The sequence below is a fragment of the Pseudomonas syringae pv. coryli str. NCPPB 4273 genome, from assembly GCF_000972175.1.
Classification (GTDB): domain Bacteria; phylum Pseudomonadota; class Gammaproteobacteria; order Pseudomonadales; family Pseudomonadaceae; genus Aquipseudomonas; species Aquipseudomonas syringae.
Window position 1 is genome coordinate 44,797 of record NZ_AWQP01000003.1, and the last position, 24,861, is coordinate 69,657.

Consider the following 24,861-nt stretch of genomic DNA (forward strand, 5'->3'; position numbering starts at 1 on the left):
GCATTCAGGTGAACCGTGACGAAGACCGTCGGCTAGGGCTCCCTTCAAACTCGATATGCCCGCCGTGAAACCAACGTGTTGAGGCTGATGCCGATTTGACCCACTTGCCGACGCGGGACTGCCCCACCTCCACATCGGCACAACCCCTGCCCAGGTAATGTTTTTCGAGGAATCGGACTGGGTCAGTGACATCTCGGCATATGGGTCAAATCGGCGTCAGCGTCAACAATATGCTTTACGCAAGAGTTAGGGGGAAGGCGGAGGCAAGCAGTCGCAGTGAGTCCAGTGCGAGTGTTCTCTACGTTTATCGTAGAGATCACGCTTTCAGTCGGGATATCCTCGAAGAATTAGGGGGTGGGAAGAATTGTTTTTATCTGTTTTCCTGCTTATGTGAACTACCGTTCTAGGATATAGCTGGAACCTGCCATTCAGTTCCAGAACCGGAGCCCCCGTTTATCGGGGGCTTCGTCGTTTTCAGGCGTCAGAAAGCGCTGAACCACTCCGGCTGTACTGCTGCCGTGAAGCCGCTGAGCACCTAAATCCGCGCATCCTTCTGCATTCGCGCGTTTTCGAAACAATGCTCAACCACCCAACTCGCAGGCTTCACCTCACCCCGCGGCCCGAAAACCAATGCACGTTGCGCCAGCGGCCCATGGTTAGACTTAGCCCCAGCAACATGCGGGCTGTCCCAAACACCCCAGGTGATAACCGTCGACACCGAGCGCGTGGCAAGCACCACGTCGAGATACCGCTTATAAGTCGCTGCAACTGATCCATCACGATCTGCGATGGACCCCGTCAAGTGGCTGTCGTCGACGTCGAGTTCCGTGATGTGGATCGACAATCCCATATCACGCACTGCCAGAATAAAGCGAGACAGGCCCGGACCAAATGTGTCGCCTGCACGCAGGTGGGACTGAATGCCGAGGCCGTGTATCGGAATGCCCCGCTGCTTGAGCCCACGCAGCAGCGCGAGCACGGCAGTGCGTCGGCTTTCGCCGTAATGGGTATCCTTTTCCAGGCCGTAATCGTTGTAGCAGAGCAGGGCGTCCGGGTCAGCCTTGTGCGCAGCCTTTAAGGCTATTTCCAGATAGCGAGGCCCGAGCATCTGATACCAGAATGAATTGCGCAGCCCGTCAGGCTGGCCGTCCTCCAACTGGATGGCTTCGTTGACGACGTCCCATGCGCTGATGAGGCCGCGATAATGGCTGGCGACGGTACTGATGTGCGCCGTCAGCACTGCTTCGGCGTTCATCGGGGTGACGGTGTGGTGAACCCAGTCGGGTAAAGAGCGATGCCAGCAGAAGGTGTGCCCGCGCATACGCTGGTCATGCGCTTTGGCAAACGCCGCGATTGCGTCGGCGGGCGCGAAGTTGTAACGCTCTGGTTCGGGGTGGACGGTCTGCCACTTCAAGGCATTTTCTGGCACAACGATGCTGGCCTGTAGGGCGACCAGTTGCCGATAGGCCGCGTCGTCATTCAGCTTTGTCGGATCAACTGCAAAGCCGAACCGTATGCCTTTCTCGGCTGCAGGCTGGCGCAATGCGGTAAAGGTTTCTGCCGCCAGCAGCCTGCTGCTGACGAAGGGCAGGCACGCCAGCAGGCGGACAAACGCAGTCAGAAAACTGCGTCGACTAGCCCGGCGCATCACGCACCAAAAATCCCCATCAACTCCTCACGGCCTACCATCACCGTCATCGAGCCTTGCTTCTGCTCGCCTTCAATCGTGCACAACAACCCGGCCTCCCGGCAGATCACTGCGCCCGCTGCGATGTCCCACAGACTGGTGAATTTCTCCATGTAGCCGTCTGTCTGCCCCAAAGCGGCGAACGCCAGGCCGATGGTGGCGCAGCGATAACCAGCAAGGCCCCAGCCCTGTCGGCGCAGGCTCAGGTGCAGTTTGCCCATCTCTTCGGCATCCCAGCGGGTGTTTTCACCGACGCCAGCGATGCGCAGGTGCTCGGGTGGTTGAGGGCGGAAAAAGGGGACGCCGTTGCGCAGCAAGCCATCGCCCGTGCGGGCTGCCAGGGTGTAGCCCAGTGCCGGGTAGGCGACGACGCCGATTTCGGGCTCGCCTGCCGACATGTACGCCACCGCGATTCCCCACAATGGGGTGCCCCGCAGGTAGTTGCCGGTGCCGTCGATGGGGTCGATGACCCAGCCGTCGGTGATGAATTCGCCGCCCATTTCTTCGCCGAGGATTGTATCGTCGGGGAAGTGTTTGCTCAGTTCTGCACGCAGCAGTTGTTCCACTTCAAAGTCGGCGCGGGAGACGAGGTCTTGCGCGCTTTTGGTGGTGATGTCGAGGGTGTGGCGGTCGTTAAAATACGCCATGGCCAGGCCAGTGGCCTTTTCTACGGCTTGCATCGCGACGCTGAGTCGGTTGTTCATTGCAGACAGCCTCCGTTCGGCAGGTTCAACAAGTCCGGGTAATCACTGAGAATCGACTGTGCGCCATGTTCCAGCAGGTAGTGCGCACGCTTCGGGCTGTTGATGGTAGCCACGGCGAATTCGACGCCGCTGCTTTTCAGGCGAACAAGGTGATGGTCATCGAGCATATCGTCAAGTACGTGGAGTATCCGGCAGTCATATTCGGCCAACAGCGCGACCGGGTCGGCAGGCGCCACCACGGAGGCGATAGCCAGTGGTACGTCGTTCCACAAGCGGCGGGCGGCCGTTAGCGAGCGCACCGAAAAGCTGGAGACGAACAACCGATCGTTGTCGGCGGGCCACAGATTTTTGAGGATCGGCATCACCACTTCCGCCGTCTCGACATCGTCGCCAATGGTCGGCTTGAGTTCGACCTGCAAACCCAGGTTCAGGCGCAGCGCACAGGCCACGATCTCTTCAAAAGTCGGGACCTGCAGGCCGGCGAACTCAGGCGCGAACCAACTGCCCGCGTCCAGCATGCGGATAGCTTGCAGCTCATGCAGCACCACGGCGCCGCGCCCGTTGGTGGTGCGGTCCAGCAAGTCGTCATGAATCACGACCGGCTGGCCATCACGGGTCAGCTTCACGTCGATTTCGACCCACTCGGCGCCGCATGCGGCAGCTTTTTCCAGGGCCAGCAGAGTGTTTTCCGGCACGTAAGCCTTGGCACCGCGATGGGCAATCAGGGACGAGCGGACGAGGGGAGCAGGTTTGAGCATGGCGGGTCACTTGGTGGTGTGGGAGAAAGTCACGAGCTGGCGTTGGCCGGTCTCGATATCGAACAGCAAGGGCGTGGAGTTGATCGCGAGTCGAACCTGGGTGCCGGGTATCTGATGTTGCCGTCCGGCCAGGCTGACAACGCAGCGCGTTCCAGCCAGTTGGCAATACAGCAGCGTGTGGCTGCCCAGATTTTCCGAAGACTCCACTGTGGCAGTCACGCCTTCCTGGTCGAGCATGAAGGTCTCGGGGCGCAGGCCCATCAGCCATTTGCCGGTCAGGTTGCTGGCAATGCCGAGCTCGATGGGCAGGCGTTGACCGTCGGCCAGCATCAAAAACCGGTCGTCGAGGCAGTGAACCGGCAGCAGGTTCATGGGCGGCGTGCCGATGAAGCTGGCGACGAAGGTGCTGGCGGGTTGATCGTAGATCTCGGCGGGCGTGCCGATCTGCTCGACACGGCCTTTGTCGAGAATCACCACACGCTCGGCGAGGGTCATGGCTTCGGTCTGATCATGGGTGACATACAGGATCGTCGCGCCGGTCTGCCGGTGCAGGCTGCGAATCAACAGACGCATTTCATGACGCAGCGCGCTGTCCAGATTGCACAGCGGCTCATCGAACAGCAGCACCGGCGGTTTGCGGATCAACGCCCGACCGATGGCGACGCGCTGGCGCTGGCCGCCGGAAAGCTCTCCGGGCTTGCGTTGCAGCAGGTCCTCCAGGCCCAGTGACGCTGCGTACTCGCGGATGCGCTGCTCGCGCTCCTTGCGTGCAACCCGCGCCAGTTTGAGCGCGTAGCCGATGTTGTCAGCCACGCTCATGTGCGGGTAGAGCGCGTAGTTCTGAAACACCATGGCGCAACCGCGCTCCTTGGGCTGCAGGCGCGTAACGTCGCGGCCGCCCATGAGAATCTGCCCTTGGCTTGCCTCTTCCAGCCCGGCCACCATGCGCAGCAACGTGGACTTGCCACACCCGGACGGACCGAGGATGACGTTGAGTTCGCCCGCCTTGAAAACCAGATCGAGCCCGTGAAGGATGGGTTCTGCGCCATAGGTTTTGTGCAGGCCCTTGAGGACAATATCCGGCGCGCAGGTAATAGGGGTGAGCGCGTTCATTTACCGACTCCAATCAGGCCTTTGACAAACCATCGCTGCATGAGCGCAATGACGAGGATGGGCGGCAGCATGCTGACCACAGCAGCGGCCATCAGCAGGTTCCACTCGGGGACCTGGGTCGCATCGGTTGGCAGGAAGCTGGCGACGCCCAGCACCAGCGTGCGCATGTCCTCGCGATTGGTTGCGACCAGCGGCCACAGGTAGTCCTTCCAGGCGCCGATGAACACCAGCGTGCCGAGCGCTGCAAAGTTGGTCTTCGACAGTGGTAGCAGGATGTCGATGAAGAACCGCCAGGGTCCGGCACCGTCCATGCGTGCGGCCTCTACCAGCTCGGCAGGCAGCGTCTGGTAGAACTGCCGGAACAGGAAGGTGCCGGTGGCCGAAGCAATCAGCGGCAGGGCGAGGCCGGGGTAACTGTCGAGCAAATTGATGGTCGGCAGCGGCAGCCATTGAATGCCCAGCCAGTGCAACAGGCTGCGTACGGGGGCGAGCAGATCGCTGGCCACCGAATACGTGGGGATGATCCTTACTTCCAGCGGCAGCAGCAGCGCCCCCAGCACAGCGAAGAAAATCACCGAACTGTAGCGGCTGCGAAAGTACACCACGGCAAAGGCCGTCAGCGCCGAGAGCGTCAGCTTGCCGATCACCACCAGCGTGGCGACCAGCAGGCTGTTGCCCAGCAGGCGTAACAGATCGAGACGCCGGGTGACCTGCTGCAGATTCTCCAGCAGTTGGTCGCCGGGAATGACCGCCAGACCGTGGGCGAACAGTTGTGGATTGCCGACGGTCGCCGAGCAGACCGCCATGTACAGCGGGCCCAGCGCGAACACCAGCCCCAGGATCAGCAACAGATAAGCGCCTGCGTTGAACAGCCGGTTATGCTCGATCATGCTTTCACCCCGCGACGCTGGAAGCGCGACAGGAGTTTGAATTGAGCGACGCTCAGCGCCACCACCGCCAGCAGCATGAGCACTGACAGGGTTGATGAGCCTGCCAGATCCAGGCCCATGAAACCGTCGGTGTAAATCTTGTAGGCCAGCACATTGGTGGTGTCGCCAGGTCCGCCTTGGGTGAGGGTGTCGACCAGCCCGAAACTGTTCGACAGGCTTTCCAGTAGGTCGATGACAAACACGAACAGCAGATAGGGCGCGATCAGGGGCAGTTGTATGTCGAGCATGCGCCGCAAGGGACCTGCGCCATCCAGTGCAGCAGCGGCGAGGTAGTCGTCGGGCACCGATTTCAGGCTGGCGACCAGCATCACGAAGTTGAACGGCACCAGGCACCAGGCATACGCCACGATCAGCAACAGCATGCTCTGTATCGGGCTGGAGTAGGGCGCCCAGGTGCCGGGTGCAATCGCGTTGAGCCATGCGAAGATGCCCATCACCGGATTGGCCAGCACATGAAAGACGATACCGATGGTCGCGCCCGATACCGCGTAGGGCCAGATCAGCAGGTTGCGAAACACGGCGTTGCCGCGCAGTTTCAGTTCCAGGCACAGCGCAAGCACCAGCGCGATGAGGATCGAAAGCACGACGCTCGATAAGCTGAACACCAGCGTCGAGCCCAGCGACGCCAGCACGCCGGGGTCTTTCAGCACACGCCAATAGTTGCTCAGGCCAACGAAGATTTCATTACCGCCGAAGGGCGGCACCAGATGAAACGACCACCAGATGGCCTGGACCGCAGGCCAATAGAAGAACAGGCCGAGCGCCAGCAGTTGCGGCAGGGCGAACAGCAGCGCCAGACGTGGCTGAGGGAAATGTGCACGCGGTTTCATGGCGTTGCCTCGTTTGACTCATTGCTGGCCTGGGCCTGGGCCTGGTGCATCTGCTGAAACAGACCCAGCAGCTGGTTGGCGCGCAGCGTCGTCTGGCGCAGGGCCAGATCGATGCTCTGGCGACCCGCGAGCGCGTTCTCCATTTCCTGTGACCAGATCAGACGCATCAGCGTGATAAAACCGCAGCGCAAAGGCGCGGAGGGCTGACCGTCGATATCGTTCAGCACTGTCAGTCCGACCATGATCGCCGATGGCTCGCTGGCAGCAGATTGCAAACGTGCAGCGCCAGCCTGAGTGACGGGCAGATAGCCCGTCCGTGCGCTGAACATCAACTGGTTGTCCGGTTGCAGCACGAACGCCAGGAATTCCGAGACCAGCCGATAATCTCTCACGGAATGCCCGCGCATCACCCACAGCGAGGAACCTCCGGGGACGTTGGCGCGTCGCTGGGTACCCGCGTAAATTGGCAGTGCCGTGACCTGGATATCGGATTCGGGCGTGCTGTGCACAACATTCCACGCCCCGGTGGAGTCGATCAGCATGGCGCAGTCGTCGGTGGCAAACGCCAGTGCCTGCTGTCCGCTGCGGGTTGCATCCTCATGGACCACCAGACCTTCATGAGTCCATTGCGCGAGGTCTTTCATAAGATGCAGATGGAGGCCTTCGTCGAATTGATAACGGTCACTGCCTGCGGAGCGAACAGCAACGGCGGTGCCTTGCGCTGCGCTGGTCTGCTCCAGCCAGATCCAGGGCGCAAACGCGCTGACGACGGGGCATTTCTGACCGTTTTTCTTCAGGGCCCGCAAGGTATCCGCGAAGGCTTCCCACGTGGCGGGTGGCTCGCTGATCCCGGCAGCGGCCAACGCATTCCGGTGCGTGTAAAGCACGGCTGTTGACGCCGCAAAAGGCTGCGCCGCGAGGGTGCCGTGTTCGTCGGCGTAGTAGCGCCGCAAGGCTGGCAGAAAGGTGTCGTCGGGATAGGCCCTGTGATGATCGGCCATGATCGCCTCGACAGGTCGGGTGGCACCGCCCAAGAGCATGTCAGGCGTGGCGACGTCGTAAATCTCCACCAGTGCCGGGCCTATGCCCGCCCGGTAAGCAGCGACGGTTTTCTGCAGCGTCTGCTCATAGCTGCCCTGGCGAATACAGTGCAGGCGATCACTTTCCTCGCGTTGTGCATTGAAGCTTCTGCACAAATCCGCGATGGCACTCCCGGCCGCGCCACTGTGGCTGTACCAGAACTCGGCCGGTGCAGCGAAGGCGTGTGCAGCGAGCGACAGCAGGGCCAGCACGGAAAACGTCTTACGGATGAAAGGCATGAGGACACTCACAAGAACTCAATGCCATTTAATACAGGTTGTGTGTAGTATTTGTGACCTGCGCCACTTTTATTAAATTTTCATGATTGAAGTGTGCAATGGATGGTGGGCGATACACTGCTTCACACGCCGACTGTTTTAATCCTCCTATGATTTGAAGATTCCATGCCTCTCGACCTCGACACGCCACTTCATTCGCACCAACCGTTGAGCCTCAATGAACGCAAGTTGCTGGACATCCTTCGTCGTCGAGGCGCGATCACCCGTGCCACGGTTTCGACCGAGATGGACCTGGCTCAGCAGTCGGTGCACCGGCTCATCGAAGAACTGATCAGTCGTGGCCTGCTGCGCAGTGGCGAGCGCGTCAAAAATGGTCGCGGCCAACCCAGCCCGCGCATCGAACTGGTCAACGAAGCGGTGTATGCCATTGGTGTATCGATCAACACCGACTCGGCAGTAGTTTGTGTCGCCGATCTGGGCTGCAATGTGCTGGAACAAGTCACCCTGCGCACGCCGCCGTTAAGCCGCAACAGCACCCTGGATTCGCTGGAAAAGACCATCGAACGCATGCTTCAGCGCAACGGCATCGAAGTGCAACGCGTCGTCGGCATGGGCTTCGCGATTGCCGGCTTTTTTCTTGAAAACCGCCAGATCAATGCGCCTGAACCGCTGCGCGACTGGTCATTGATGGACCTGCAACCGGTGCTGGAGGAACGCTTCGGCATGCCGGTCTGGCTGGAAAACAACGCCACCACCGCAGCCATCGGCGAAAGCCTGGTCGGCGTGGGCGCCTGGGCCAGCAACTTCATCTACCTGTCGTTCAACTTCGGTTTCGGCGCGGGCGTCGTCATCAACGGCAAACCGTATTTCGGCAGCCACGGCAACGCAGGCGAGATCACCCTCTACAACGACGAAGAATCGATAAACCGTCCGGCTTTGCGTTACTTGCTCGAAGACCTGCATCAGAGCGGCGTGCAGGTCGACTCCATCGAAGACCTGCGCCTGCGCTTCGACCCCGACTGGCCCGGTGTGGATACCTGGCTGACACGCGTCAAGCCCACACTGGATCGCCTGGTCAACGCACTGGCCGGGTTGTTCGATCCGCAGGCCGTGGTGTTTGGCGGGCAATTACCGCCCGAATTGGGAAAACGCCTGATCGACGCGACGACCTTCTGGGGCACCCATCGCTACAACTCCCCACCGCCTCGGCCGCAGTTATTGCTGAGCGAGACGAATGGTGATGCGGCGGCTCTGGGGGCGGCGTTGGTGCCGTTGAAAGAGCGGTTTTTTGTTTGATCTGTCGTCAGTATCGAGTCGAAGCGGGCATTCAACGCATGATGACATCTACGCCAAAAGCATTTTGACGCCTTCAGCCATTCTGTCGTAGAGCTTGCATCAGTTGCTCAACGACGATGGCTTCAACGGCACCTTCAGTGGAGTCCGCCTTAAAAACAGCGCAGCAAGCCGATGCTTGACCGTCGCCGATGCGGTAGACAGCAATGACGCTGCCTAGCCCGCAGCCTGTGTGCCCGGACAGAGAATACCCACCGTCAATCGAACCTTGCATCAAGCCGAGGCCATATCCCGGCGTGATCCATGGGCGCCCTGGAATCGTGCCGCCTAGTGTTCGTGCGGTCTGCATTTCCTTGAGCAAGCCCGCGCAGAGGAGCTCTGCACTGAGAAGTCGATCCAGAAACAGCGCTGCTTGTGAAATCGGACCGATCAACAAGCCGTGGTAAACCCAGGCGGGGTCATAATTCGAGGTACTTCCCAAATGGGTCGTTTGTAAGTCTGCCCGCGTTCTAGCAAAGCGAACGTTCGAGATGCCCAGAGGGGCAAGCGCACGTTGAATCACTGCATCATCAAGCGTCAGATCGGTCAGCCGTTCAATGAGCCTGCCGATGAATAAGTAGCCGACGTTCGAGTAACGCCAGCCGGTTCCGGGGCTGTATCGAAGTCGGGTACCGTCAAGACGTCGCATCATTTCATCTGCCGGCCAAGCGGGCTCACCGTTAGCAACGGCGGTGTGATACTCCACAAGTTCTCCGTAATCAGCCAGGCCTGCTTCATGCCGCAGCAACTGGCGTAACGTGAAAGGTTGATCAGGAATGGGGTCGTCCAACCCGATCAGTCCATCCTGTACCAACGAGAGGGCTGTCGCAGCCAGGACCGTTTTCGTAAAGCTCCACCAGGGGGCCATCAGCTCCAATCGGTCTGGCGTTTGTGGCTGACCATTTGACAAGAGTGAAATGCGCATTGGCTTCCCTGGAATGTTGAGCGGATCGACAGCCCGACAAGATATCTCAATTACTCTTCTTCGCCGGGGTGACGTCAGCACGTTTGTGCTGTGCTGAGCGACTGTTTTTGACAGAGAGCTGCCTGTGGCGGTGACAGGCGGGTGTGTGGGCTGGCCATTAACATTTATTCATGCAATCGGTGCTTAAGATTCAAGGGGCGCGGCCGATTATACGATATTGCTGAGATTAAGTTGGCTCTAATCATCGTTGAATAAGCCGTTATTGTACAGTCGGAGTTGACAAGTGAAGTTACGCCTAAGCTGCAAAGCTATCATGATCGCCCTGTCGTTTGCCTTGTCGAATGTGGCGGTTTCTGAAGAGCTTAAAGTGTACAACTTTTCGCCTGTCAATCAGTACAATCTTAATCTTTCGGCCAGTTTTTGGAATCCAATCATAAAGTATGTGTCTGAAAAAAGCGGCGTGAATCTCACGCTGAAATTAGGGCGAACGTCCTCTGATACAACGAGTTATGTGCTCGCACAAGAAGTTGATTTCGCTTTTACCAATCATCTTTTTAGTCCGGAACGCGACAAGATGGGCTGGAAGGTGTTTGGTCGCCGTGACGCGCCTGCGCTTGAGGGGCAAATCGTGGTGCCTGCCGACTCGCCAATTCAAAGCCTTTCGGAGCTGGAGGGCAAGGAAGTCGTGTATCCGGGACCGGAAGCGTTCATTGCTTATAAAGTGACAAGTTCGGAATTGGTCAAGAACAAGATCAATACGTCTACTGTGTTCGCAGGAAACATGGACGGTGCTTTCAGCCAACTCCTTAGCGGCAAGGCACAAGCGATGGGGGCCAACTCACAGCTGGTAAGCGGCTACACGGAGAGAGAAGGGAAGTCGTTCCGCGTCCTGTGGAGTTCGGCCTCGTTCAACGATTTGGCCCTCATGGCATCCCCTCGGGTTTCCAAAAAAGAACGTGATGCGGTCGCCAACGCATTTTTTAATATGCAAAACGATCCCGACGGTAGAAGGGTTCTTCGTGAGGCGACCGAGCTGGTCCATGCACCGGCACCGATTACCTTCATTCCTGCGGCGGAAGCGGATTATGCGTCCTATCGTGATTTTTATAATAGTTTGCCAGCAAACCTCAAGTAAATAATTTCAACTTTAGCTGGAGAGGCTGTTAATGAATTTCTTTAAAAGCCTGCTGCCCAAATCACTGACGTCGCGAATACTGGCGATGTTATCTGTTCTGATTCTGACTTTTTTGACGACGGGCCTGGGCCTGTTTTATAAAAATCAGCTGCTTCAGCATATTGAAGAGATTCAAGACACCGCTAACATGCTGATCGAGGTTGCCGCGCAAGCGGTAGAGGAGAGTGTCGTCATCGGCGATTACGACACCATCAAAAGAACCCTCGAAAAAACCCTGGCTCGCTCGCCGTTCAAGTCGGCCATGTTTATTGATCTGTCGGGTGGCGTCATTCGCCTTGAGGCCGCCAGTGCGCCGCTTGGAAGAGCGCCTGCGTGGATAGAGTCTGAAGTCGCTGCACGATTATTCGATGTCAATCGTCCGATCACTATTGGCGGGAAAGATTATGGCGTGATGCGTCTGTCTTTTAATGCCGAGAGAATTGCTGCTGAGCTCTACAGTCTGGTGATCCAGGCGACACTCTTTGCAGTATTTTTCCTGCTGATAAGTTTGATGTTGATGGGGTTCATGATCAAGCGTTCGCTTGCCCACCTGGGCAAGCTCCACTCTTATGAGGCAGAAATCGCTTCAGGCGCAGTGGCAGCAGAAGCGATGTTGGTCGCTGATGCTCCCATGGAAATACAGGAGGCTATAAAAGCGGTAAACCGTACCGCCGCGAGTATGCGCAATCACTTTGGCCTGCGTATCGAATCGTTGATGAACACCTTGGTGCAGCATAAAAATGCCCTGGATGAGGTGTCGATCGTTTGCGAAGTGTCGGCCTCTGGACGTATTACCTACGTTAACGAACGATTCGTAACAAGCTCACAGCACTCGCGAGCCGAGCTTTTAGAGTTGACGATCGATGAAGTCTGGACCGGCATGTCTTCAGCCAATGAACCTTGGCAATGGGCACCTGAAAATGAGGTGTGGAACGGTGAGGTCAGGCTCTCAGGTCGTACCGGCAAGGTTGCATGGCATCGACGCACTGTCATACCTATTCTCGATGACCTGGGCGGCGTTGAAAAATATATCTGCATCGATATCGATATCACCGATCGAAAAGAGTTTGAGGTGGCGATTCTGGATAACTCCAGAAGGCAAAACCTGATCGCCTTGTTTGGTCAGCAGGCGTTGACGGAAGAAAACGTCAGTGCTCTGGGTGAACTGGCAGCACTGACTGCGGCGCAAGGACTGAAATTGCGCAAGGCCGCTTTACGGGTCGTTGATCGAGTGAGTCATGAGCTCATCCTCACCGCAGAGGTTGGCTTCACCGACGTTGAAATCCGCAGTGGTTATCACAATGATTTTTTGAACGGCACTGCTTCTTCCGCCGGGTTTGTCATTAATGCTGATGCGCCTGATAACAGGTACACGCTGCTTCCTGATGAAGCAGTGGAGGCGTGCAGTATCAGGAGCGGCCTGGAGGTTGATATCTCTTGCAGAGAAGTCTTCAAGGGCGTTCTTGGGGTGTATGCCAGCAGGGATTACCGCTTTACGCGTGAAGATGTCAGCTACCTTCAGACACTTGCCAACCTCTTGGCAGCCGCGCTCGAAAGGTATGACGCAAAGAACAAGCTAACCTACCTGGCCGAAAATGATTCGCTTACCCGTCTGCCTAATCGCTGGTTTCTCAGCAATTATCTGCGCGAGATAATCAGTCGGACCACGTCAGCGCCAGATGCAGTAAGCGTCATATTCATAGATTTGGATAGATTCAAAGCCGTGAATGACACCATGGGGCATTCGGTAGGCGATCAATTGCTTATCCAGGCAGGTCGACGCTTGAAAGACTGCATTGATGAGAACAGTGTGGTTGCGCGGTTGGGAGGCGATGAGTTTTCGATCGTCGTCACACACAACGTCTATTCCGAGAGCCTCATCAAATCGCTGGCGACCCAGGTTGTTGATGCGTTGGGTAAACCGTTCAACCTGGGCGGCCAGGATATATTTGTTTCAGCGAGTGTGGGCATCGCTAATTATCCGTTTGACGGGCGTGACACGGGCGTTATCTTGAAGAATGCAGATACCGCCATGTACCACGCGAAGAAAAGTGGTCGTAATAATTACAAGTTCTACAATGCCCGGATGAACGAAAGTCTAACCAGGCGCTTGCAAACTGAAACGCTGTTGCGGGGTGCGCTCGAGCGCGATGAGTTTATTCTGCATTTTCAGCCAAAGGTCAGCCTCACCGATGGCAGGATAAGTGGTCTGGAGGCCTTATTGCGCTGGAATCACCCGGAGCAAGGAATGATTTCTCCGGCCGATTTTATTCCTATTCTTGAGGACACCGGCCTGATCATTCCTGTCGGCGTGTGGGTGATCCAGAAAGTCTGTGAAACCCTGAAAAGCTGGGAAGAGAATAATGTCAGGATGGTGCCGATCGCCATCAATCTGTCCGTCAGGCAGCTTCAGGTAAAAGGCCTGGCTGAAACCGTCAAGCATGTCGTTGAAGCATACGGTATCAACCCCGCTCTTTTAGAGTTCGAACTGACCGAGTCGATGCTGATGATCGATCCTGAGTCGGCGGTTGAGATACTTCGAGATATAAAATCGTATGGCATAAGCCTTTCGGTCGACGATTTCGGAACGGGCTATTCCAGTTTGGCCTACTTGAAGCGTTTTCCTCTTGATGCCCTCAAAATCGACAGGGCGTTCATCAAGGATATCACCAGCAATCATGAGGACGCCGCGATCACCAGGGCGGTAATCGTATTGGCGCACGAATTGGGTCTTAAAGTTATTGCAGAAGGCGTCGAAACAATCGACCAGCTAGAACTGCTCGTGGCGTATGGCTGCGATCAAATGCAGGGTTATCTTTTCAGTAAGCCTGTCATCAGTGATGAGTGTGCAGCGATGATCAAATCGTCACGCAGTCTGGATATAGGGTTTTCTGAAAGCGGTGTGGCGTAGCGTAGTAGTGATCGCGCCTGCGAGAGCGGTCATGGCAGGCCGCTGTACGCAGCGGCTGCTTTTGGCCCCGCTTGTGAAAAAACGCTGTCCTTGGCGGAGCTTTACACAGCTAGGGTGTATTGTCGGTCGCCAGGACTGGATCGATTCCAAAGGATGAAAATGACATTGACTGTCGACAGGTTGGTCAGGATAGCAATGGCCAATCCATTAAACGCTGAAATCATCTCACGCTTACCTTCACTCGGCTTGAATCAATGCATGCTCACTGCGGGCTGCCTGTTCCAAGCCGTCTGGAATCATCAGTCTCATCTGCCATCAGCCTGGGGCGTCAAGGATTACGACGTTTTTTACTTCGACAATGATCTGTCCTGGGAGGCAGAGAGTGAGGTCATTGATTCTGTTCAGCGTCTCTTCCAGGACATCGACGTTAACATTGAGATCAAAAATCAGGCTCGCGTTCATCTATGGTACAGCCAGCGGTTTGGCGGGGATTATCCTCATCTTCAGTCGGCTAAAGACGGGATTGATCGCTACCTGATTGCCGGTACCTGCATTGGTTTGGATGTTGAAACTGGCGAAATCTATGCTCCCAATGGCCTGGCCGACACTGAGCAAGGGCTACTTCGTATCAATCCAAAGAATCCCAAGCCAGATCTGTTCTATCAGAAAGCGAAAAGCTACCAAGCTCGCTGGCCCTGGCTCATGATCGTAGATCCCCAAACTTAGATCACCGCGAGTCAACGCGTTCTCGGGAACGCCAATAGCGCAAAAAGACGCCAAAAGGCGACACATACCGCCAAGGTGAGCAGGAAACCCACAAACCATACCATTACGTGCCGAAAGCGACGGTAGATATGAGCATTTGGGCGTTTGTCCAAATGACCCGCGATGCAAGACAGGCAGATCAGTACAAGGCCAATGTAAATACCTGCCCATGGAATAGAGTTGTACCCACTTACATGAAAGGTGCCTCGCTTACTCACAACGATCAGATCGTTAGCCGCCAAACCATGGCTCACTAAGACGGTGGCAATCAATGCAAACGCGGCCGCGATGATGAGGGTTGGTAGAGTTTGACGATCGTCAGGTTGAGGCAATGGCAGTGTTTCGTTGGTCAATGACGCGATCACGCGCTTAGGCAAGGAACGCCATTTATTAAGGTCCCAGGGCGGCGGCGCTGAGGCTACGGGTTGCCATTGTGCCGATTGGCGTACCAATATCCACATGTAGCAGGACGCCAGGATAGGCCCTGCCAGGACAAACGTGGTGAAGAGCGAAGAGGCAGGAGAGGTGAGGGCTGCCAAGAAAAATAGTGTGATGTGAAACATTCCCGCACCCGTAAGTGCCCTTAGCCAGAAGCTGCGATTGTGCGCGTCTATTTTAGAGTGCCGAAGTTTTATGAAAGACGCCCAGGTTGTCCCTTGGGCCAGAAAAAGAACCGCCGAAGACGCCGCGATACCGCTACGGATGCTTGCTTCTCTCCAGAACAAAGTCCATGTCATCAGACTGGCAGGCAAGAGCATTATCAGCATGATCAGCCACAGGCTGACGGGGTGATAAAAGAAACGTTGGTACGCCATTCCACTCATCCATGTTCATAACACATCATCCATCGGGTGAGCGTAGCAGTCTCGCTACCTGAGTGCATCTCGCCCACTTTTAAGCGCCCCCGAGCGGCCTCGACCAAACGCTGCCTGTGGCGAAAAAAACCGGCCAATAGCGACCCTACAGTCCTGGTCTTCTTTTCGGCCAGCAGTGCAAAGCCAAGCGTTCTGATAGATTGTTAGAAATACCTGTTCGAGAACCGCGATCAATGAGAGTTATTCGTAGCAAAGACTTCACCGCCACTCGAGCTTGGGGGGCTGACGATATAGTTAATTTGGGTGGAACCACTGTCCGCCTCCACTGGACTGACAAGCCCTATAAGTGGCATATCAACGATGGTGAGGAAGTTTTCGCAGTCCTCGACGGAGCGGTGGATATGCATTATCGCGAGTCAGGCATTGAGCGCGTCGTGAGATTGGTGATTGGCGACGTGTTTTTCGCAGAGGCTGGATGTGAACATGTTGCGCATCCTTGTGGAGAAGCACGGATTCTGGTTATCGAACGTGAGGGCAGCGTTTGAGTTGACCAGGCTATCGCCCATCATTCCTGTCCATGCTTATGGAGTTATCCTTGACTGACGGGCGCTTATGGTGCGTTTTTCAGGTCGTACTGTGGATTGACCAAGATGAAGATGCTCCCATGCCAGCTATAGGTTTTGAGTGACCAGTTATTGATTTCATCCGCACCGTCGGCGCGACAATAGATATAGATACCTATCGAAATTAGGGCCTTCGAAGCATGGCAATTGGGCAAGATGGGTCTGTATTTCAAGCTTCATCGCCTTACCTTTGAGTTTTACGACGGGCTATGTTCACGAAGCAAGGAGTGAAACGGACGAATTCGAATGGCTGCTTTTGGCCGACTTCTGCCGGTGTCGAAAGACTGCGCTGGGCCAGCAACGCCCGATTTCATTGTCTATGAGGTTCATGCTTGTCCTCCCAAACACGTGGAGGACGCATCATGCCCAGTACCACGTTCCAATCGAAAAAGCCCTGGAATAAGGGAAACTGGTGGGACAGAAAGCACCGCTTCGTCTCAGAGATATTTGGGAAATTCGCGTCAGACTCGACATGGCTGGCAACACCCGAGATGAGGCGCTATTCGATTTGGTATTCGTGCGTGCAATTCTCACGTTTCGCTGTCATCCAATACCACTGGCGTCGCTGCCGACCCCGCCAACAAACCTCCATCGATGTTGAACTCACTGCCGGTAATGTAGGTAGCCTCATCGGTGGCCAGCAATAGGGCCACAGCCGCCACTTCTTCGGGCATGCCAAATCTTCTGAGTGGAGTGTCTCGAACGAGTGCAGCCATTCGCTCTTCACGGCCAGCATCAGCACCCAGCATAGGCTCCCATATAGGAGTGAGGATGGCGGCTGGATGAATCGAGTTGCATCGAACTTTCAATCCTTGCTCGGCGCAGTAAAGCGCCACCGTCTTGGTGTGATTGCGAACCGCGGCCTTGGACGATGCGTACGCAGCCGCGCCAGGAATACCCACCAGCCCGGAGCGAGAAGAAATGTTGATAATGGAACCCGCCTTAGTATGGCGCATGGCTCGTATAGCGTACTTGCACCCTAGAAACACACCGTCGAGATTGGTGTGATGTACGGCTTGCCAGTCCTCCAGACGCGCATGTTCTGGGTCATGCGGGATAGCCCCCTGCTCAAATCCTGTAATGCCCGCGTTGTTGACCAGTACATCGAGGCGGCCGTGCGCCTTTACGACCTGCGTTGTCACTCGATGCCAATCTTCTTCGCTCCGCACATCAAGACGCCTATAACAGGCGCGATCTCCCAATGCGCTTGCAGCCTCTCTTCCGAGCACGTCGTTTATATCGGTGACGTAAACAAAGCAGCCTTCCTGTACGAACCGTCGCGCAATCGCGGCGCCGATACCCTGAGCCGCCCCTGTAATGATCGCGATTCTGGATGTCAGTTTATTGTCCATAAATGAAGCCTCCGTCGTAAAGCGTGTCCAGCAGCATGCTGAGTGTCGGGTCAACCCGCTTCCAATTGTAATCATCGGCGCACGGCTATAACAAAGTATCGTGAGACGACCCAGAGCATGAAATCCTTTGCGGCTGTGGCCAATGGTTCCTCAGATCATTCGCCTGGAGGTCTGCGCCAGCCTTAAGATTATTGACGAAGTTTTAGTTGGTGGCACAATAGTGGCTTCTGTCGCTGTCGTATGAGGCAGTGGTAAGGCCGCAATTCTTGAATGGATTCGGACAGACGTTCTGTTATTGACTAAGGAAAATCGTAAATGAAACGCTTGAAGACACTGGGCCTTGCGGCAATGCTGGCATTGAGCGGCTGCGCCAGTTTTACCAAGGATGAAGTAGCGCCAGTCACCATGCCTTCCATGGACAGCTACACTAATAAACCCAATGTGTTTGTTGCCTTCGATTTCTATCAGGGCACACCCGGAACCACCGGCGCAGTAGAAGTACCGCAAGCTCGGGATGCACTCAAGCCCCAACTGCAAAAAGCGCTGACTGACTCTGGGCTGTTTGGCCGAGTGACCCTTGATGAGTTCAAGAAGCAGCCAGGCGACTACAGCTTGCACCTCAAGGTGTATAACCATCCGCCAAGCGGTGGCCAAATGGTAATGGCGTTTGTCAGTGGCCTGACCCTGACTATTATTCCGTCGATGGCCACCGATCAGTACAGCATGAGCCTGGACGCGCAGGATTCCCAGGGCAAGGTGCTGAGAACAGTCGGTAACCATGATGCAATCAACACCTGGATAGGTATCTGGTTTGTGCCGATGATGGCCAATACACCGCAGAAGGCTGTTAACGATACGTTTACGCGCCAGGTCAATTCACTGCTCAAGCAGTTGGTGGAGAGCCAGAGTCTGAAGTACTCAATGCTGAAGGTTACTGTTCCGCAGGCGTAATGAACTCACGCCCGAAAAAAAGAGCCCATTTGGGCTCTTTTTTTATTTGTGATTCAGCGCCTGAGTAAACAGCGGGTCGCTGTATAAAGCCTTGAGCAAATCACGCACCAACGGGTTGTAAGCGTTTGCCGCGTTGGGGATAGCGACCGCACCCAAAAAACTGCTGTTCCATTGGCTGCTGACCTGCTTGGTAGCGTCATATTCAACTTTCGCGCCGTTGATCAGGGTGAAGTGCGCGGCGATTGTGCCGTTGCCTGTACCCATTCCAGCGGTCAGTTCATTCTGCGTAACCAGCACATTTAGCTGGCGTGGCGATTGCGGGTCGATCAGACCTGCGCGGTCCAGTTCACCCGTAAGGGCATCCTGGATGTGTTGCGTAATGCTGCCGCTAGGGGATGTGACAGGATTACCGCGCACCTGCAGTGAATCCTGACCTGCCGCAGCGCTGACCTGAGTCTGACGGATCGGTAAAAGGGGAGGCGTTTGCTTGAGCTTCTGGACGTTATCGAAGCTGGGCTCGTAACGCGTCATGGTCACGCCACAGCCTTGCATCAACAGTGCAAGCACCGCAACCAACAGTAGATTTCCTTTCACTGCATTTCCTTGCCTGAGTTATTTGAGGGCGTGATTATCAGGAACCTCAGATTCAAGGGCAATGCTTGATAGCCTGCTGGCCTACATCCTCAGCGCTATAGCCTCTGCCACAAGACACTCCAGCGCAAACTGCTCGGTATAGGTCATCTGAATCGGCGTGGTCTCGCCCTTGACGGTCCGCTCGCCATCGAGGATGTAGCGAATGCGTTTGTCGGTCACACCGATGCGCTTGGCGATCCACGAAGGGGTTTGGCCGATGCGCGAGATCAGTTTGTCGGCATATTCGGTGGAGGGGTTATAGAGTTCTGCGTTGGGTGTCATGGTGTGTCCAGATGGAAGTCAGTGCTATAGATGCGGGGGAGTATGCAGCACCGTGCGCTGTTCGTCGCCGTGGGGCTGGCAACCTACCCGTATTATGCAGCGACTGGCAGATTGCCTTCGCGAGCAAGCTCGCACCCACAGAAGCCTGTCTTCGTGAGCAAGCTCGCTCCCACAGAAGCCTGTCTCCAGCAGCAAACCGCGCAGCGTCATTCAATGCAAGTGGCGGGTGGGGCGATCCTTCGCCCGTCCTTATTCAGCGACGATCAGAGTTTCACGCCCAGTGTTACAAACGCGCTGCGCGGTGTGCCCACTTGAAGAATCTGCAAGTTGCCCGCCGGGTCGGTGGCTGCGCTGGCGTCGGTGTTGAGGGTGGAGATGTAGCGTTTGTCGAACAGGTTGACCATGTTCAGCGACAGCGTGGTGTCCTTGAGGGCGCCGAGTTTGCCGAAGTCATAGCCGAGGTTGGCGTTTGCCAGCCAGTAGCCGCTGACACTGGAGTCATTGGTGTAGGTGTAATAGCGCTTGCTGATGTAGCTGCCTTGCAAGCCGGCGTTCCAGTGTTCCCAATTCCAGTCCAGGTTGCTTGAATACATCAGTTTCGGTGTATCGACGACGGTCTTGCCTTTTACATGAACGGTGTTGCCGCCGCTGGCGTAGTCATCGTCGTAAGTGCTGTGGTTATAGGACATGGAGTTGGACCAGCGCCAGTTCTCATTGGGCGTCAGGCCGAACGACAGCTCCAGGCCTCGACTGGTGACCGAGCCGACGTTGGCGACGCCGTTCTGGCAGATGACGATGCCGGTGCAGTTGGTGATGGCGACCAGGCGGTTATCGAATTTGGTGTTGTAGATCGCCGCCGAGGCCGAATACAGTTTGGTGCTGCGGCGCACGCCCAATTCGACGGTTTTCGAGGTTTCCGGCTTCAGGTCCTTGAAACCGTTCTGCGCATCGACGGCGCTCTGCGTCGTGAAGAACGGGCTGTAACCGCCACTCGGGAATGCGGCCATGTTTTCCGAGTAAGAGGTGAAGACTTCGTCGTCTTCGTCGAGTTTGTAGGTTGCGCCTACTTGCGGCAGAAACCTGTCCCGCGCTTGCAGCGAACCACTGGCATAACCGCCACCTTTGCCCTCGGCTGTCGAGGTCGTCACGGTATTCTTCGCGCCGAACTCAAGTTTGAGGCGGTCATCGAGCAGGGTGTAGGTGTCGCGCAGGTAGAACTGCCGGGTCAGGTCGTTGTAACTCTGATCCAGAACGGTGGCCGCCAGGGGCAGGCCATCGGTTTTGACGATGTGGTTCTGCGGCGTCGCATTGGTGGTATCGAACAGGTAGCGCGAGATGTCGTTCTTGTTGGACTGAATCCAGAACCCGCCCTGAATTTCATGCTGGCCGAGGTAGTAGGTCAGCGAGCTCTGGAAGCCGGTTCGATCGATGCCGTATTTTGTGCTGCGAATCGAATTGCTCGGCACTGTCGTCGAGCCGCTGGTGTAGACGAACGGGTAATACGAATTGCCCCGGCCCGAGTCATGGTGGTGATAGACGGTCGCGTCCAGAACCAGATCATCGGTCAGCGAGAAGTTGCCGTTGAGGATGTCCAGTTCGTCGTCGCGCAGGCTGCTGGCGTTGTAGGTCGCATCGTTCGCGCTGGTGACCCCGCCGCTATAAATGCCGTTGGCTGCATTGACTGCGCGGGTCCAGTCCGGCGTGTAGTAGCTCCAGTTGTAGCCCAGACGCTGGATGATGCTCTTCGACAGGTTCGGCAGGTTGGCTTCGTCATGGGACGAGGTGCTGTGGAAGAAACTCACCCGGTTGTCGCCGAAGTCGTAGTTGACCTTGGCGTTCACCGCGTCGGACTTTTGCGGGTTGTTGTGGCCTTTCCAGGCGTCGGCGTCGTACTTTTCGCCCGACACGTACGCTGAAAGTCCGTTGTATTCGCCGGTGTCGACCCGCATGAAAGTGCGTGACGTGTCGTAGCTGCCCAGGGTTTGCGACAGACGCGCGCCGAACTCTTTATCAGGGTTGGAACTGGTGAACTGGATGGTGCCGCCCAGATCACTGTTCGATGCCGTGCCCAGTGAGCCGATGCCGGGTGCCACTTCGCTGGAGGCGATGTTTTCCGCGATGATCGCGCGGGTGATGCTCAGGCCGTTGAAGTTGCCGAAGCTCATGTTGCCAAGGGTGACGCCATCCAGCGTGTAGCCCAGGTGGTGCATATCGAAGCCGCGCAGGCTGATGCGCTGGCTGCCTTCCTCGCGGCCCAGCGGATCACCGGACTGGAAGTTGACCCCCGGCAGGCGTTGCAGAACCTTCATCGGGCTGGTGCCTGCCGAGTAAGCCTTCACATCCTTTTGCGTCACGCGCTGCACCTGGCGCGTCTCGCCCTGACCAATCACCGACACCGTGCCCAGCGTCATGGCGGCGCTGTTGTCGCTGGCGGGCGCCGTTGCCGAGGTGGGCACATCGTCATCGGCCTGAATGAACGGGCTGATCAGGCACAGTGAGTTCAATGAAACCAGCAGCGCGAGGCGCGTTACCGGGAATCGAGGGGCACGCGGTATCGATCGATTGTTCATGGAAAGGTTTTCCTGGGGGCGTCAGGGCGCCGCGCTTGCGGCAGGTCATGTGGTTAACGACAGGTTCTTGTTTCAGGGGCTTTCGGTAATCACCGACAGGCGACTGATGCCGGCTTTCTGCACATCGGCCAGTACCTGCGCCACGCGGCCGTAACCCGTCGCCTGATCGGCGCGCAGGCTGACGGCGACGTCCGGGTCTTTGCTGTGCAGGGCTTGCAGCGCCTCCGGAAGTTGCTCCAGCGCTACAGCTTCGCTGTCGATGAACACGCCGCCGCTGGCGTCGACACTCACCACCACCGGGTCGGCCTGATCCAGTGAGGTGGTGGCGACGGTCTGCGGCAGGTCCAGCGGTATGGCGTTATTGAGCAGCGGCGCGGTGACGATGAAGGTCACCAGCAATACCAGCATCACATCCACCAACGGCGTGATGTTGATGTCGCTGATTGCATCGTCATCGTTGGACGTGGAGAAGGACATGTCAGCTCACTCCTTTCAGGCTCGGGGCCGTCTTGTCGCGGTGGTCGGGTTGCAGCCGGAAGGCGTTGCGTTGCGAGAGGTTGAGGAAATCCACGGCGAACTCTTCAAGGTCCGCGATCACCAGCTTCAGACGCCGCCCGAAAAAGTTGTAAGCCAGCACCGCAGGCACCGCGACGGCGATGCCAACGCCGGTCGCTACCAGCGCTTCGCCAATCGGCCCGGCGACCACCGCAATGCTCGCCGACCTGGCCTGGCTGATCGCGCTGAGTGCATGAATGATCCCGAACACCGTCCCGAACAGGCCGATGAAGGGCGCGGTGCTGCCGATCGATGCCAGCAGGATCATGCCGCTCTCCAGGCGACGACGTTCCTTGTGGATCTGCTGGCGCAGGCTGCGCTCAAGCAAGTCCTGGCGGTTCCAGCTGTGGCCCAGGTCCGGCGAGTCGTGGGGCGCGGCGAGGGCCTGCGCGCCGGCATCGGTCAGGCGTGCCAGGCTGCCTTCACTGTGCGGCAGGTGCAGCGCATTTTTAAGGTCACGGGCGGCCCAGAACTGCGTGGCGTAGCGTCGGTTCTGCCGGGTCAGTCGCCAGTGCTGGAAGGTCTTGCCGAGCAACAGCGCCCAGGTCACCAGCGAGAAAATCACCAGCAGGGCCATTGAGGATTGGGTAATGAGTACGGAATAAGCAGTGTTCATGACGTGAGCCTCAGGGTGCGAGTTTGAAAGCCATGGGGACGTTGACCCAGCCTTCTACCGGGGTGTCGCCGCGTTTGGCGGGAATAAAGGTCCATTGCCGGACGGCGGCCTGCGCGGCTTCATCCAGCGCCGGAACGCCGCTGCTTTGCAGCACTTGCACCTGGTCGGTACGTCCGTTGGGCAGCACATGCACACGCAGCATCGTCGTGCCTTCCTGATGGCGGCGCGCGGCGGCGGGCGGGTAGACCGGCGGCGGATTGTTCAGGTAACCGGCCCGGCCTATCGGCGCGGTGGTGGTCTGTGGTGCCGCGGGTGCAGGTCTTGGCGCTGGCGCTGCAGCAGGTGCCGGTGTGGGCGCCGCGACGGAAGGTGCCGGCGCAACAGGTTTGGCGACAGGTTTGCTCGTCGCGGTTCTGGGCTGCGCCTTGGGCTTGGGTAGCTCGGCAGGTTTGGGCTCAGGTGGCGCAGGCTTGGGGGCTGGCGCAGGCGGCTCCGGTGCTGGCTGAGGCGTTGGCTCGGGCGGCGTCGGTTGTGCAACCGGCGGCGCCACGGGCGGCGGCATCCACTGCACGGTGATCGGCATCGGCGGTGTCGGCTCGGGTGCTTGCGGGTGATCGGCCATCAGCCACGCGGCCAGCGCGGCATGCAACCCGATCGCCAGTGCAATCGCCAATGCGGCGTGCGGCCATGTGCGTGGTGCGTTGTCGCTGTGCTGCTGGACCACAAGCGACGACGGGGCAACGTTGCAGTTACCCACAGGCTGATGGGGCCAGTGTCGTAGCTGGCGCGGCGGTAATCGGCGGGGCAGTATCAGCGTTGACATGAGTTCAGCTCACCCGTGAAGGAATACGAGCCCGTCGTGTTGGCGAAAGGCTCGTTTCAACTGGAGCTGATATTAATACTCGTTGTGTGTATTAATTATGACCGCCGCCGTGTGATCGTGGTTTTCTGCTGTTAAACGTGAACCGGCTTGCCGCGCAACTGTTCGTAAATTTCATTAGGCGAGGCATCGGCTGCAATGCTATCTGTCCAGACGTGCCACGTTCCTACCTACACGAAACGTATTGCCGCGCAGGCTGGGCAACAGGGCGTCACCCTCTTGATCCGCGGTTCAAACCTTGGACAGAAACGGGAGAACTCGATGAAATTGCTACGTTACGGTGAGAAGGGTCTGGAAAAGCCAGGCTTGCTTGATGCTGCCAACCAGATCCGTGACCTGTCTGCACACGTCAAGGATATCGCTGGCGATGTGTTGAGCCCGGCAGGTCTTGCAAGCCTGGCTGCGCTGGATCCCGAGAGCCTGCCTCTGGTTCCGGGCCAACCACGCGTCGGAGCGTGTGTCGGGCAGGTCGGCAAGTTCATCTGCATAGGCTTGAACTACGCTGACCACGCGGCCGAGTCGCAGATGGAAGTGCCGAAGGAACCGATCATCTTCAACAAGTGGACCAGTGCAATTTGCGGCCCCAACGATGATGTCCAGATCCCCCGTGGTTCGCTCAAGACTGACTGGGAGGTCGAACTGGGCGTGATCATCGGCAAGGGCGGACGTTACATCGACGAAGCCGATGCCATGGCGCACGTAGCCGGGTATTGCGTGATCAACGATGTGTCCGAGCGCGAATGGCAGCTAGAGCGCGGCGGGACCTGGGACAAGGGTAAAGGCTTCGATACCTTCGGCCCGTTAGGTCCATGGCTGGTGACCCGCGACGAAGTTGCCGATCCTCACTCGCTCGACCTGTGGCTGGAAGTGGACGGCCACCGCTATCAGAATGGCAATACGCGCACGATGATTTTCAGCGTGCCGCAACTGATCGCCTACCTGAGCCGTTGCATGAGCCTGCAACCAGGCGATGTCATCTCGACGGGGACGCCACCGGGTGTGGGGCAGGGCGTGAAGCCGCAACCTGTCTTCCTGCGTGCAGGGCAACGCATACGTCTGGGGATTGCGGGGCTGGGCGAGCAGAATCAGTTGACCGTTCCGGCCGACTGACCCGCT

The 24,861-nt window shown here is 57.3% G+C and carries 23 protein-coding genes and 1 pseudogene; 8 read left to right on the forward strand and 16 right to left on the reverse strand.

The genetic code is table 11. The annotated features are described in order from the left end of the window. Positions 1–535 precede the first annotated feature (535 nt). The 7 genes from P406_RS01495 to P406_RS01525 are packed head-to-tail and all read right to left on the reverse strand — an operon-like array spanning position 536 to position 7,361. Positions 536–1,648, reverse strand: a complete 1,113-nt coding sequence (locus P406_RS01495; protein ID WP_046235105.1) for an endo-1,4-beta-xylanase — start codon at positions 1,646–1,648, stop codon at positions 536–538. Continuing rightward, positions 1,648–2,391 (reverse strand): inositol monophosphatase family protein, encoded by a 744-nt coding sequence (locus tag P406_RS01500; protein ID WP_046235106.1) that lies wholly within the window; start codon positions 2,389–2,391, stop codon positions 1,648–1,650. The genes P406_RS01495 and P406_RS01500 overlap by 1 nt, the downstream gene beginning before the upstream one ends. Beyond that, on the reverse strand, positions 2,388–3,149 hold the full coding sequence (locus P406_RS01505) for a glycerophosphoryl diester phosphodiesterase (RefSeq protein WP_046235107.1): 762 nt from the start codon (positions 3,147–3,149) through the stop codon (positions 2,388–2,390). The genes P406_RS01500 and P406_RS01505 overlap by 4 nt, the downstream gene beginning before the upstream one ends. A 6-nt stretch (positions 3,150–3,155) precedes the next feature. Beyond that, a complete protein-coding gene (locus P406_RS01510; protein WP_046235108.1) occupies positions 3,156–4,262 on the reverse strand; it encodes an ABC transporter ATP-binding protein in 1,107 nt (368 codons plus the stop codon). Beyond that, complete coding sequence (locus P406_RS01515; protein ID WP_046235109.1) at positions 4,259–5,152, reverse strand: ABC transporter permease subunit; 894 nt, start codon at positions 5,150–5,152, stop codon at positions 4,259–4,261. The genes P406_RS01510 and P406_RS01515 overlap by 4 nt, the downstream gene beginning before the upstream one ends. Beyond that, the gene (locus tag P406_RS01520; protein ID WP_003419592.1) at positions 5,149–6,042 is read right to left on the reverse strand and encodes a carbohydrate ABC transporter permease; all 894 of its coding nucleotides are present in this window, start codon (positions 6,040–6,042) and stop codon (positions 5,149–5,151) included. The genes P406_RS01515 and P406_RS01520 overlap by 4 nt, the downstream gene beginning before the upstream one ends. After that, the gene (locus P406_RS01525) at positions 6,039–7,361 is read right to left on the reverse strand and encodes an extracellular solute-binding protein (RefSeq protein WP_046235110.1); all 1,323 of its coding nucleotides are present in this window, start codon (positions 7,359–7,361) and stop codon (positions 6,039–6,041) included. Before P406_RS01525 ends, P406_RS01520 begins: the two co-directional genes overlap by 4 nt. A gap of 165 nt (positions 7,362–7,526) precedes the next feature. Here P406_RS01525 and P406_RS01530 point away from each other — a divergent pair, with 165 nt between their 5' ends. After that, complete coding sequence (locus tag P406_RS01530) at positions 7,527–8,657, forward strand: ROK family transcriptional regulator (RefSeq protein WP_004412128.1); 1,131 nt, start codon at positions 7,527–7,529, stop codon at positions 8,655–8,657. A 73-nt stretch (positions 8,658–8,730) separates the two neighbouring features. Here P406_RS01530 and P406_RS01535 read toward each other — a convergent pair whose 3' ends face one another. Continuing rightward, the gene (locus P406_RS01535; RefSeq protein ID WP_046235111.1) at positions 8,731–9,618 is read right to left on the reverse strand and encodes a serine hydrolase domain-containing protein; all 888 of its coding nucleotides are present in this window, start codon (positions 9,616–9,618) and stop codon (positions 8,731–8,733) included. Between the two features lie 313 nt (positions 9,619–9,931). On the opposite strand from P406_RS01535, the gene P406_RS01540 reads away from it, so the two are divergent. The 3 genes from P406_RS01540 (at position 9,932) to P406_RS01550 (ending at position 14,429) form a co-directional block, all read left to right on the forward strand. Then, positions 9,932–10,753, forward strand: a complete 822-nt coding sequence (locus P406_RS01540; protein ID WP_046235112.1) for a phosphate/phosphite/phosphonate ABC transporter substrate-binding protein — start codon at positions 9,932–9,934, stop codon at positions 10,751–10,753. 31 nt (positions 10,754–10,784) lie between these two features. Then, entirely contained in the window at positions 10,785–13,703 is a 2,919-nt protein-coding gene (locus tag P406_RS01545) for a putative bifunctional diguanylate cyclase/phosphodiesterase (protein ID WP_046235113.1), read from the forward strand. Positions 13,704–13,898: 195 nt separating this feature from the next. Next, positions 13,899–14,429 carry a nucleotidyltransferase family protein gene (locus P406_RS01550; protein WP_044312301.1) on the forward strand — a complete coding sequence of 177 codons (531 nt, stop codon included), beginning with the start codon at positions 13,899–13,901 and terminating at the stop codon, positions 14,427–14,429. 11 nt (positions 14,430–14,440) lie between these two features. Here P406_RS01550 and P406_RS01555 read toward each other — a convergent pair whose 3' ends face one another. Next, entirely contained in the window at positions 14,441–15,283 is an 843-nt protein-coding gene (locus P406_RS01555; RefSeq protein ID WP_046235114.1) for a hypothetical protein, read from the reverse strand. Positions 15,284–15,516: 233 nt separating this feature from the next. Between P406_RS01555 and P406_RS01560 the strand changes: the two genes are divergently transcribed. Together P406_RS01560 and P406_RS27000 are read left to right on the forward strand one after the other, a co-directional pair. Next, positions 15,517–15,828, forward strand: coding sequence for a cupin domain-containing protein (locus P406_RS01560; RefSeq protein ID WP_024692021.1), 312 nt, complete (start codon positions 15,517–15,519; stop codon positions 15,826–15,828). Between the two features lie 440 nt (positions 15,829–16,268). Further along, a pseudogene (locus P406_RS27000) lies at positions 16,269–16,417 on the forward strand (integrase); the annotation flags it as partial. Positions 16,418–16,436: 19 nt separating this feature from the next. Here the strand turns inward: P406_RS27000 and P406_RS01565 are convergent. Next, positions 16,437–17,258, reverse strand: coding sequence for a glucose 1-dehydrogenase (locus tag P406_RS01565; protein WP_044312262.1), 822 nt, complete (start codon positions 17,256–17,258; stop codon positions 16,437–16,439). Between the two features lie 315 nt (positions 17,259–17,573). Between P406_RS01565 and P406_RS01570 the strand changes: the two genes are divergently transcribed. Continuing rightward, a complete protein-coding gene (locus P406_RS01570) occupies positions 17,574–18,209 on the forward strand; it encodes a hypothetical protein (RefSeq protein WP_003317073.1) in 636 nt (211 codons plus the stop codon). 42 nt (positions 18,210–18,251) lie between these two features. On the opposite strand, the gene P406_RS01575 is transcribed toward P406_RS01570, so the two are convergent. The 6 genes from P406_RS01575 to P406_RS01600 all read right to left on the reverse strand — a co-directional run bounded on the left by P406_RS01575 (position 18,252) and on the right by P406_RS01600 (position 23,688). Beyond that, entirely contained in the window at positions 18,252–18,803 is a 552-nt protein-coding gene (locus P406_RS01575; protein WP_004412114.1) for a hypothetical protein, read from the reverse strand. An 81-nt stretch (positions 18,804–18,884) separates the two neighbouring features. Beyond that, positions 18,885–19,124 carry a hypothetical protein gene (locus P406_RS01580; RefSeq protein WP_003317071.1) on the reverse strand — a complete coding sequence of 80 codons (240 nt, stop codon included), beginning with the start codon at positions 19,122–19,124 and terminating at the stop codon, positions 18,885–18,887. Positions 19,125–19,387: 263 nt separating this feature from the next. Beyond that, on the reverse strand, positions 19,388–21,694 hold the full coding sequence (locus P406_RS01585) for a TonB-dependent receptor (protein ID WP_046235115.1): 2,307 nt from the start codon (positions 21,692–21,694) through the stop codon (positions 19,388–19,390). A gap of 72 nt (positions 21,695–21,766) precedes the next feature. Continuing rightward, positions 21,767–22,171 carry an ExbD/TolR family protein gene (locus P406_RS01590; protein ID WP_010438282.1) on the reverse strand — a complete coding sequence of 135 codons (405 nt, stop codon included), beginning with the start codon at positions 22,169–22,171 and terminating at the stop codon, positions 21,767–21,769. A gap of 1 nt (position 22,172) precedes the next feature. Beyond that, complete coding sequence (locus P406_RS01595; protein ID WP_046235116.1) at positions 22,173–22,865, reverse strand: MotA/TolQ/ExbB proton channel family protein; 693 nt, start codon at positions 22,863–22,865, stop codon at positions 22,173–22,175. 10 nt (positions 22,866–22,875) lie between these two features. Beyond that, positions 22,876–23,688, reverse strand: a complete 813-nt coding sequence (locus P406_RS01600) for an energy transducer TonB (protein WP_046235117.1) — start codon at positions 23,686–23,688, stop codon at positions 22,876–22,878. 318 nt (positions 23,689–24,006) lie between these two features. On the opposite strand from P406_RS01600, the gene P406_RS01605 reads away from it, so the two are divergent. Beyond that, on the forward strand, positions 24,007–24,855 hold the full coding sequence (locus P406_RS01605) for an ureidoglycolate lyase (RefSeq protein ID WP_046235118.1): 849 nt from the start codon (positions 24,007–24,009) through the stop codon (positions 24,853–24,855). Positions 24,856–24,861 lie beyond the last annotated feature (6 nt).

Coding starts and splice junctions, on each gene's coding strand:
- P406_RS01580 (WP_003317071.1), bottom strand. CDS start 19,124: ATGACACCCAACGCAGAACTCTATAACCCCTCCACCGAATATGCCGAC.
- P406_RS01495 (WP_046235105.1), bottom strand. CDS start 1,648: ATGCGCCGGGCTAGTCGACGCAGTTTTCTGACTGCGTTTGTCCGCCTG.
- P406_RS01540 (WP_046235112.1), top strand. CDS start 9,932: ATGATCGCCCTGTCGTTTGCCTTGTCGAATGTGGCGGTTTCTGAAGAG.
- P406_RS01505 (WP_046235107.1), bottom strand. CDS start 3,149: ATGCTCAAACCTGCTCCCCTCGTCCGCTCGTCCCTGATTGCCCATCGC.
- P406_RS01555 (WP_046235114.1), bottom strand. CDS start 15,283: ATGGCGTACCAACGTTTCTTTTATCACCCCGTCAGCCTGTGGCTGATC.
- P406_RS01515 (WP_046235109.1), bottom strand. CDS start 5,152: ATGATCGAGCATAACCGGCTGTTCAACGCAGGCGCTTATCTGTTGCTG.
- P406_RS01585 (WP_046235115.1), bottom strand. CDS start 21,694: ATGAACAATCGATCGATACCGCGTGCCCCTCGATTCCCGGTAACGCGC.
- P406_RS01565 (WP_044312262.1), bottom strand. CDS start 17,258: ATGGACAATAAACTGACATCCAGAATCGCGATCATTACAGGGGCGGCT.
- P406_RS01550 (WP_044312301.1), top strand. CDS start 13,899: ATGGCCAATCCATTAAACGCTGAAATCATCTCACGCTTACCTTCACTC.
- P406_RS01595 (WP_046235116.1), bottom strand. CDS start 22,865: ATGAACACTGCTTATTCCGTACTCATTACCCAATCCTCAATGGCCCTG.
- P406_RS01545 (WP_046235113.1), top strand. CDS start 10,785: ATGAATTTCTTTAAAAGCCTGCTGCCCAAATCACTGACGTCGCGAATA.
- P406_RS01535 (WP_046235111.1), bottom strand. CDS start 9,618: ATGCGCATTTCACTCTTGTCAAATGGTCAGCCACAAACGCCAGACCGA.
- P406_RS01520 (WP_003419592.1), bottom strand. CDS start 6,042: ATGAAACCGCGTGCACATTTCCCTCAGCCACGTCTGGCGCTGCTGTTC.
- P406_RS01510 (WP_046235108.1), bottom strand. CDS start 4,262: ATGAACGCGCTCACCCCTATTACCTGCGCGCCGGATATTGTCCTCAAG.
- P406_RS01500 (WP_046235106.1), bottom strand. CDS start 2,391: ATGAACAACCGACTCAGCGTCGCGATGCAAGCCGTAGAAAAGGCCACT.
- P406_RS01525 (WP_046235110.1), bottom strand. CDS start 7,361: ATGCCTTTCATCCGTAAGACGTTTTCCGTGCTGGCCCTGCTGTCGCTC.
- P406_RS01600 (WP_046235117.1), bottom strand. CDS start 23,688: ATGTCAACGCTGATACTGCCCCGCCGATTACCGCCGCGCCAGCTACGA.
- P406_RS01560 (WP_024692021.1), top strand. CDS start 15,517: ATGAGAGTTATTCGTAGCAAAGACTTCACCGCCACTCGAGCTTGGGGG.
- P406_RS01590 (WP_010438282.1), bottom strand. CDS start 22,171: ATGTCCTTCTCCACGTCCAACGATGACGATGCAATCAGCGACATCAAC.
- P406_RS01570 (WP_003317073.1), top strand. CDS start 17,574: ATGAAACGCTTGAAGACACTGGGCCTTGCGGCAATGCTGGCATTGAGC.
- P406_RS01605 (WP_046235118.1), top strand. CDS start 24,007: ATGAAATTGCTACGTTACGGTGAGAAGGGTCTGGAAAAGCCAGGCTTG.
- P406_RS01530 (WP_004412128.1), top strand. CDS start 7,527: ATGCCTCTCGACCTCGACACGCCACTTCATTCGCACCAACCGTTGAGC.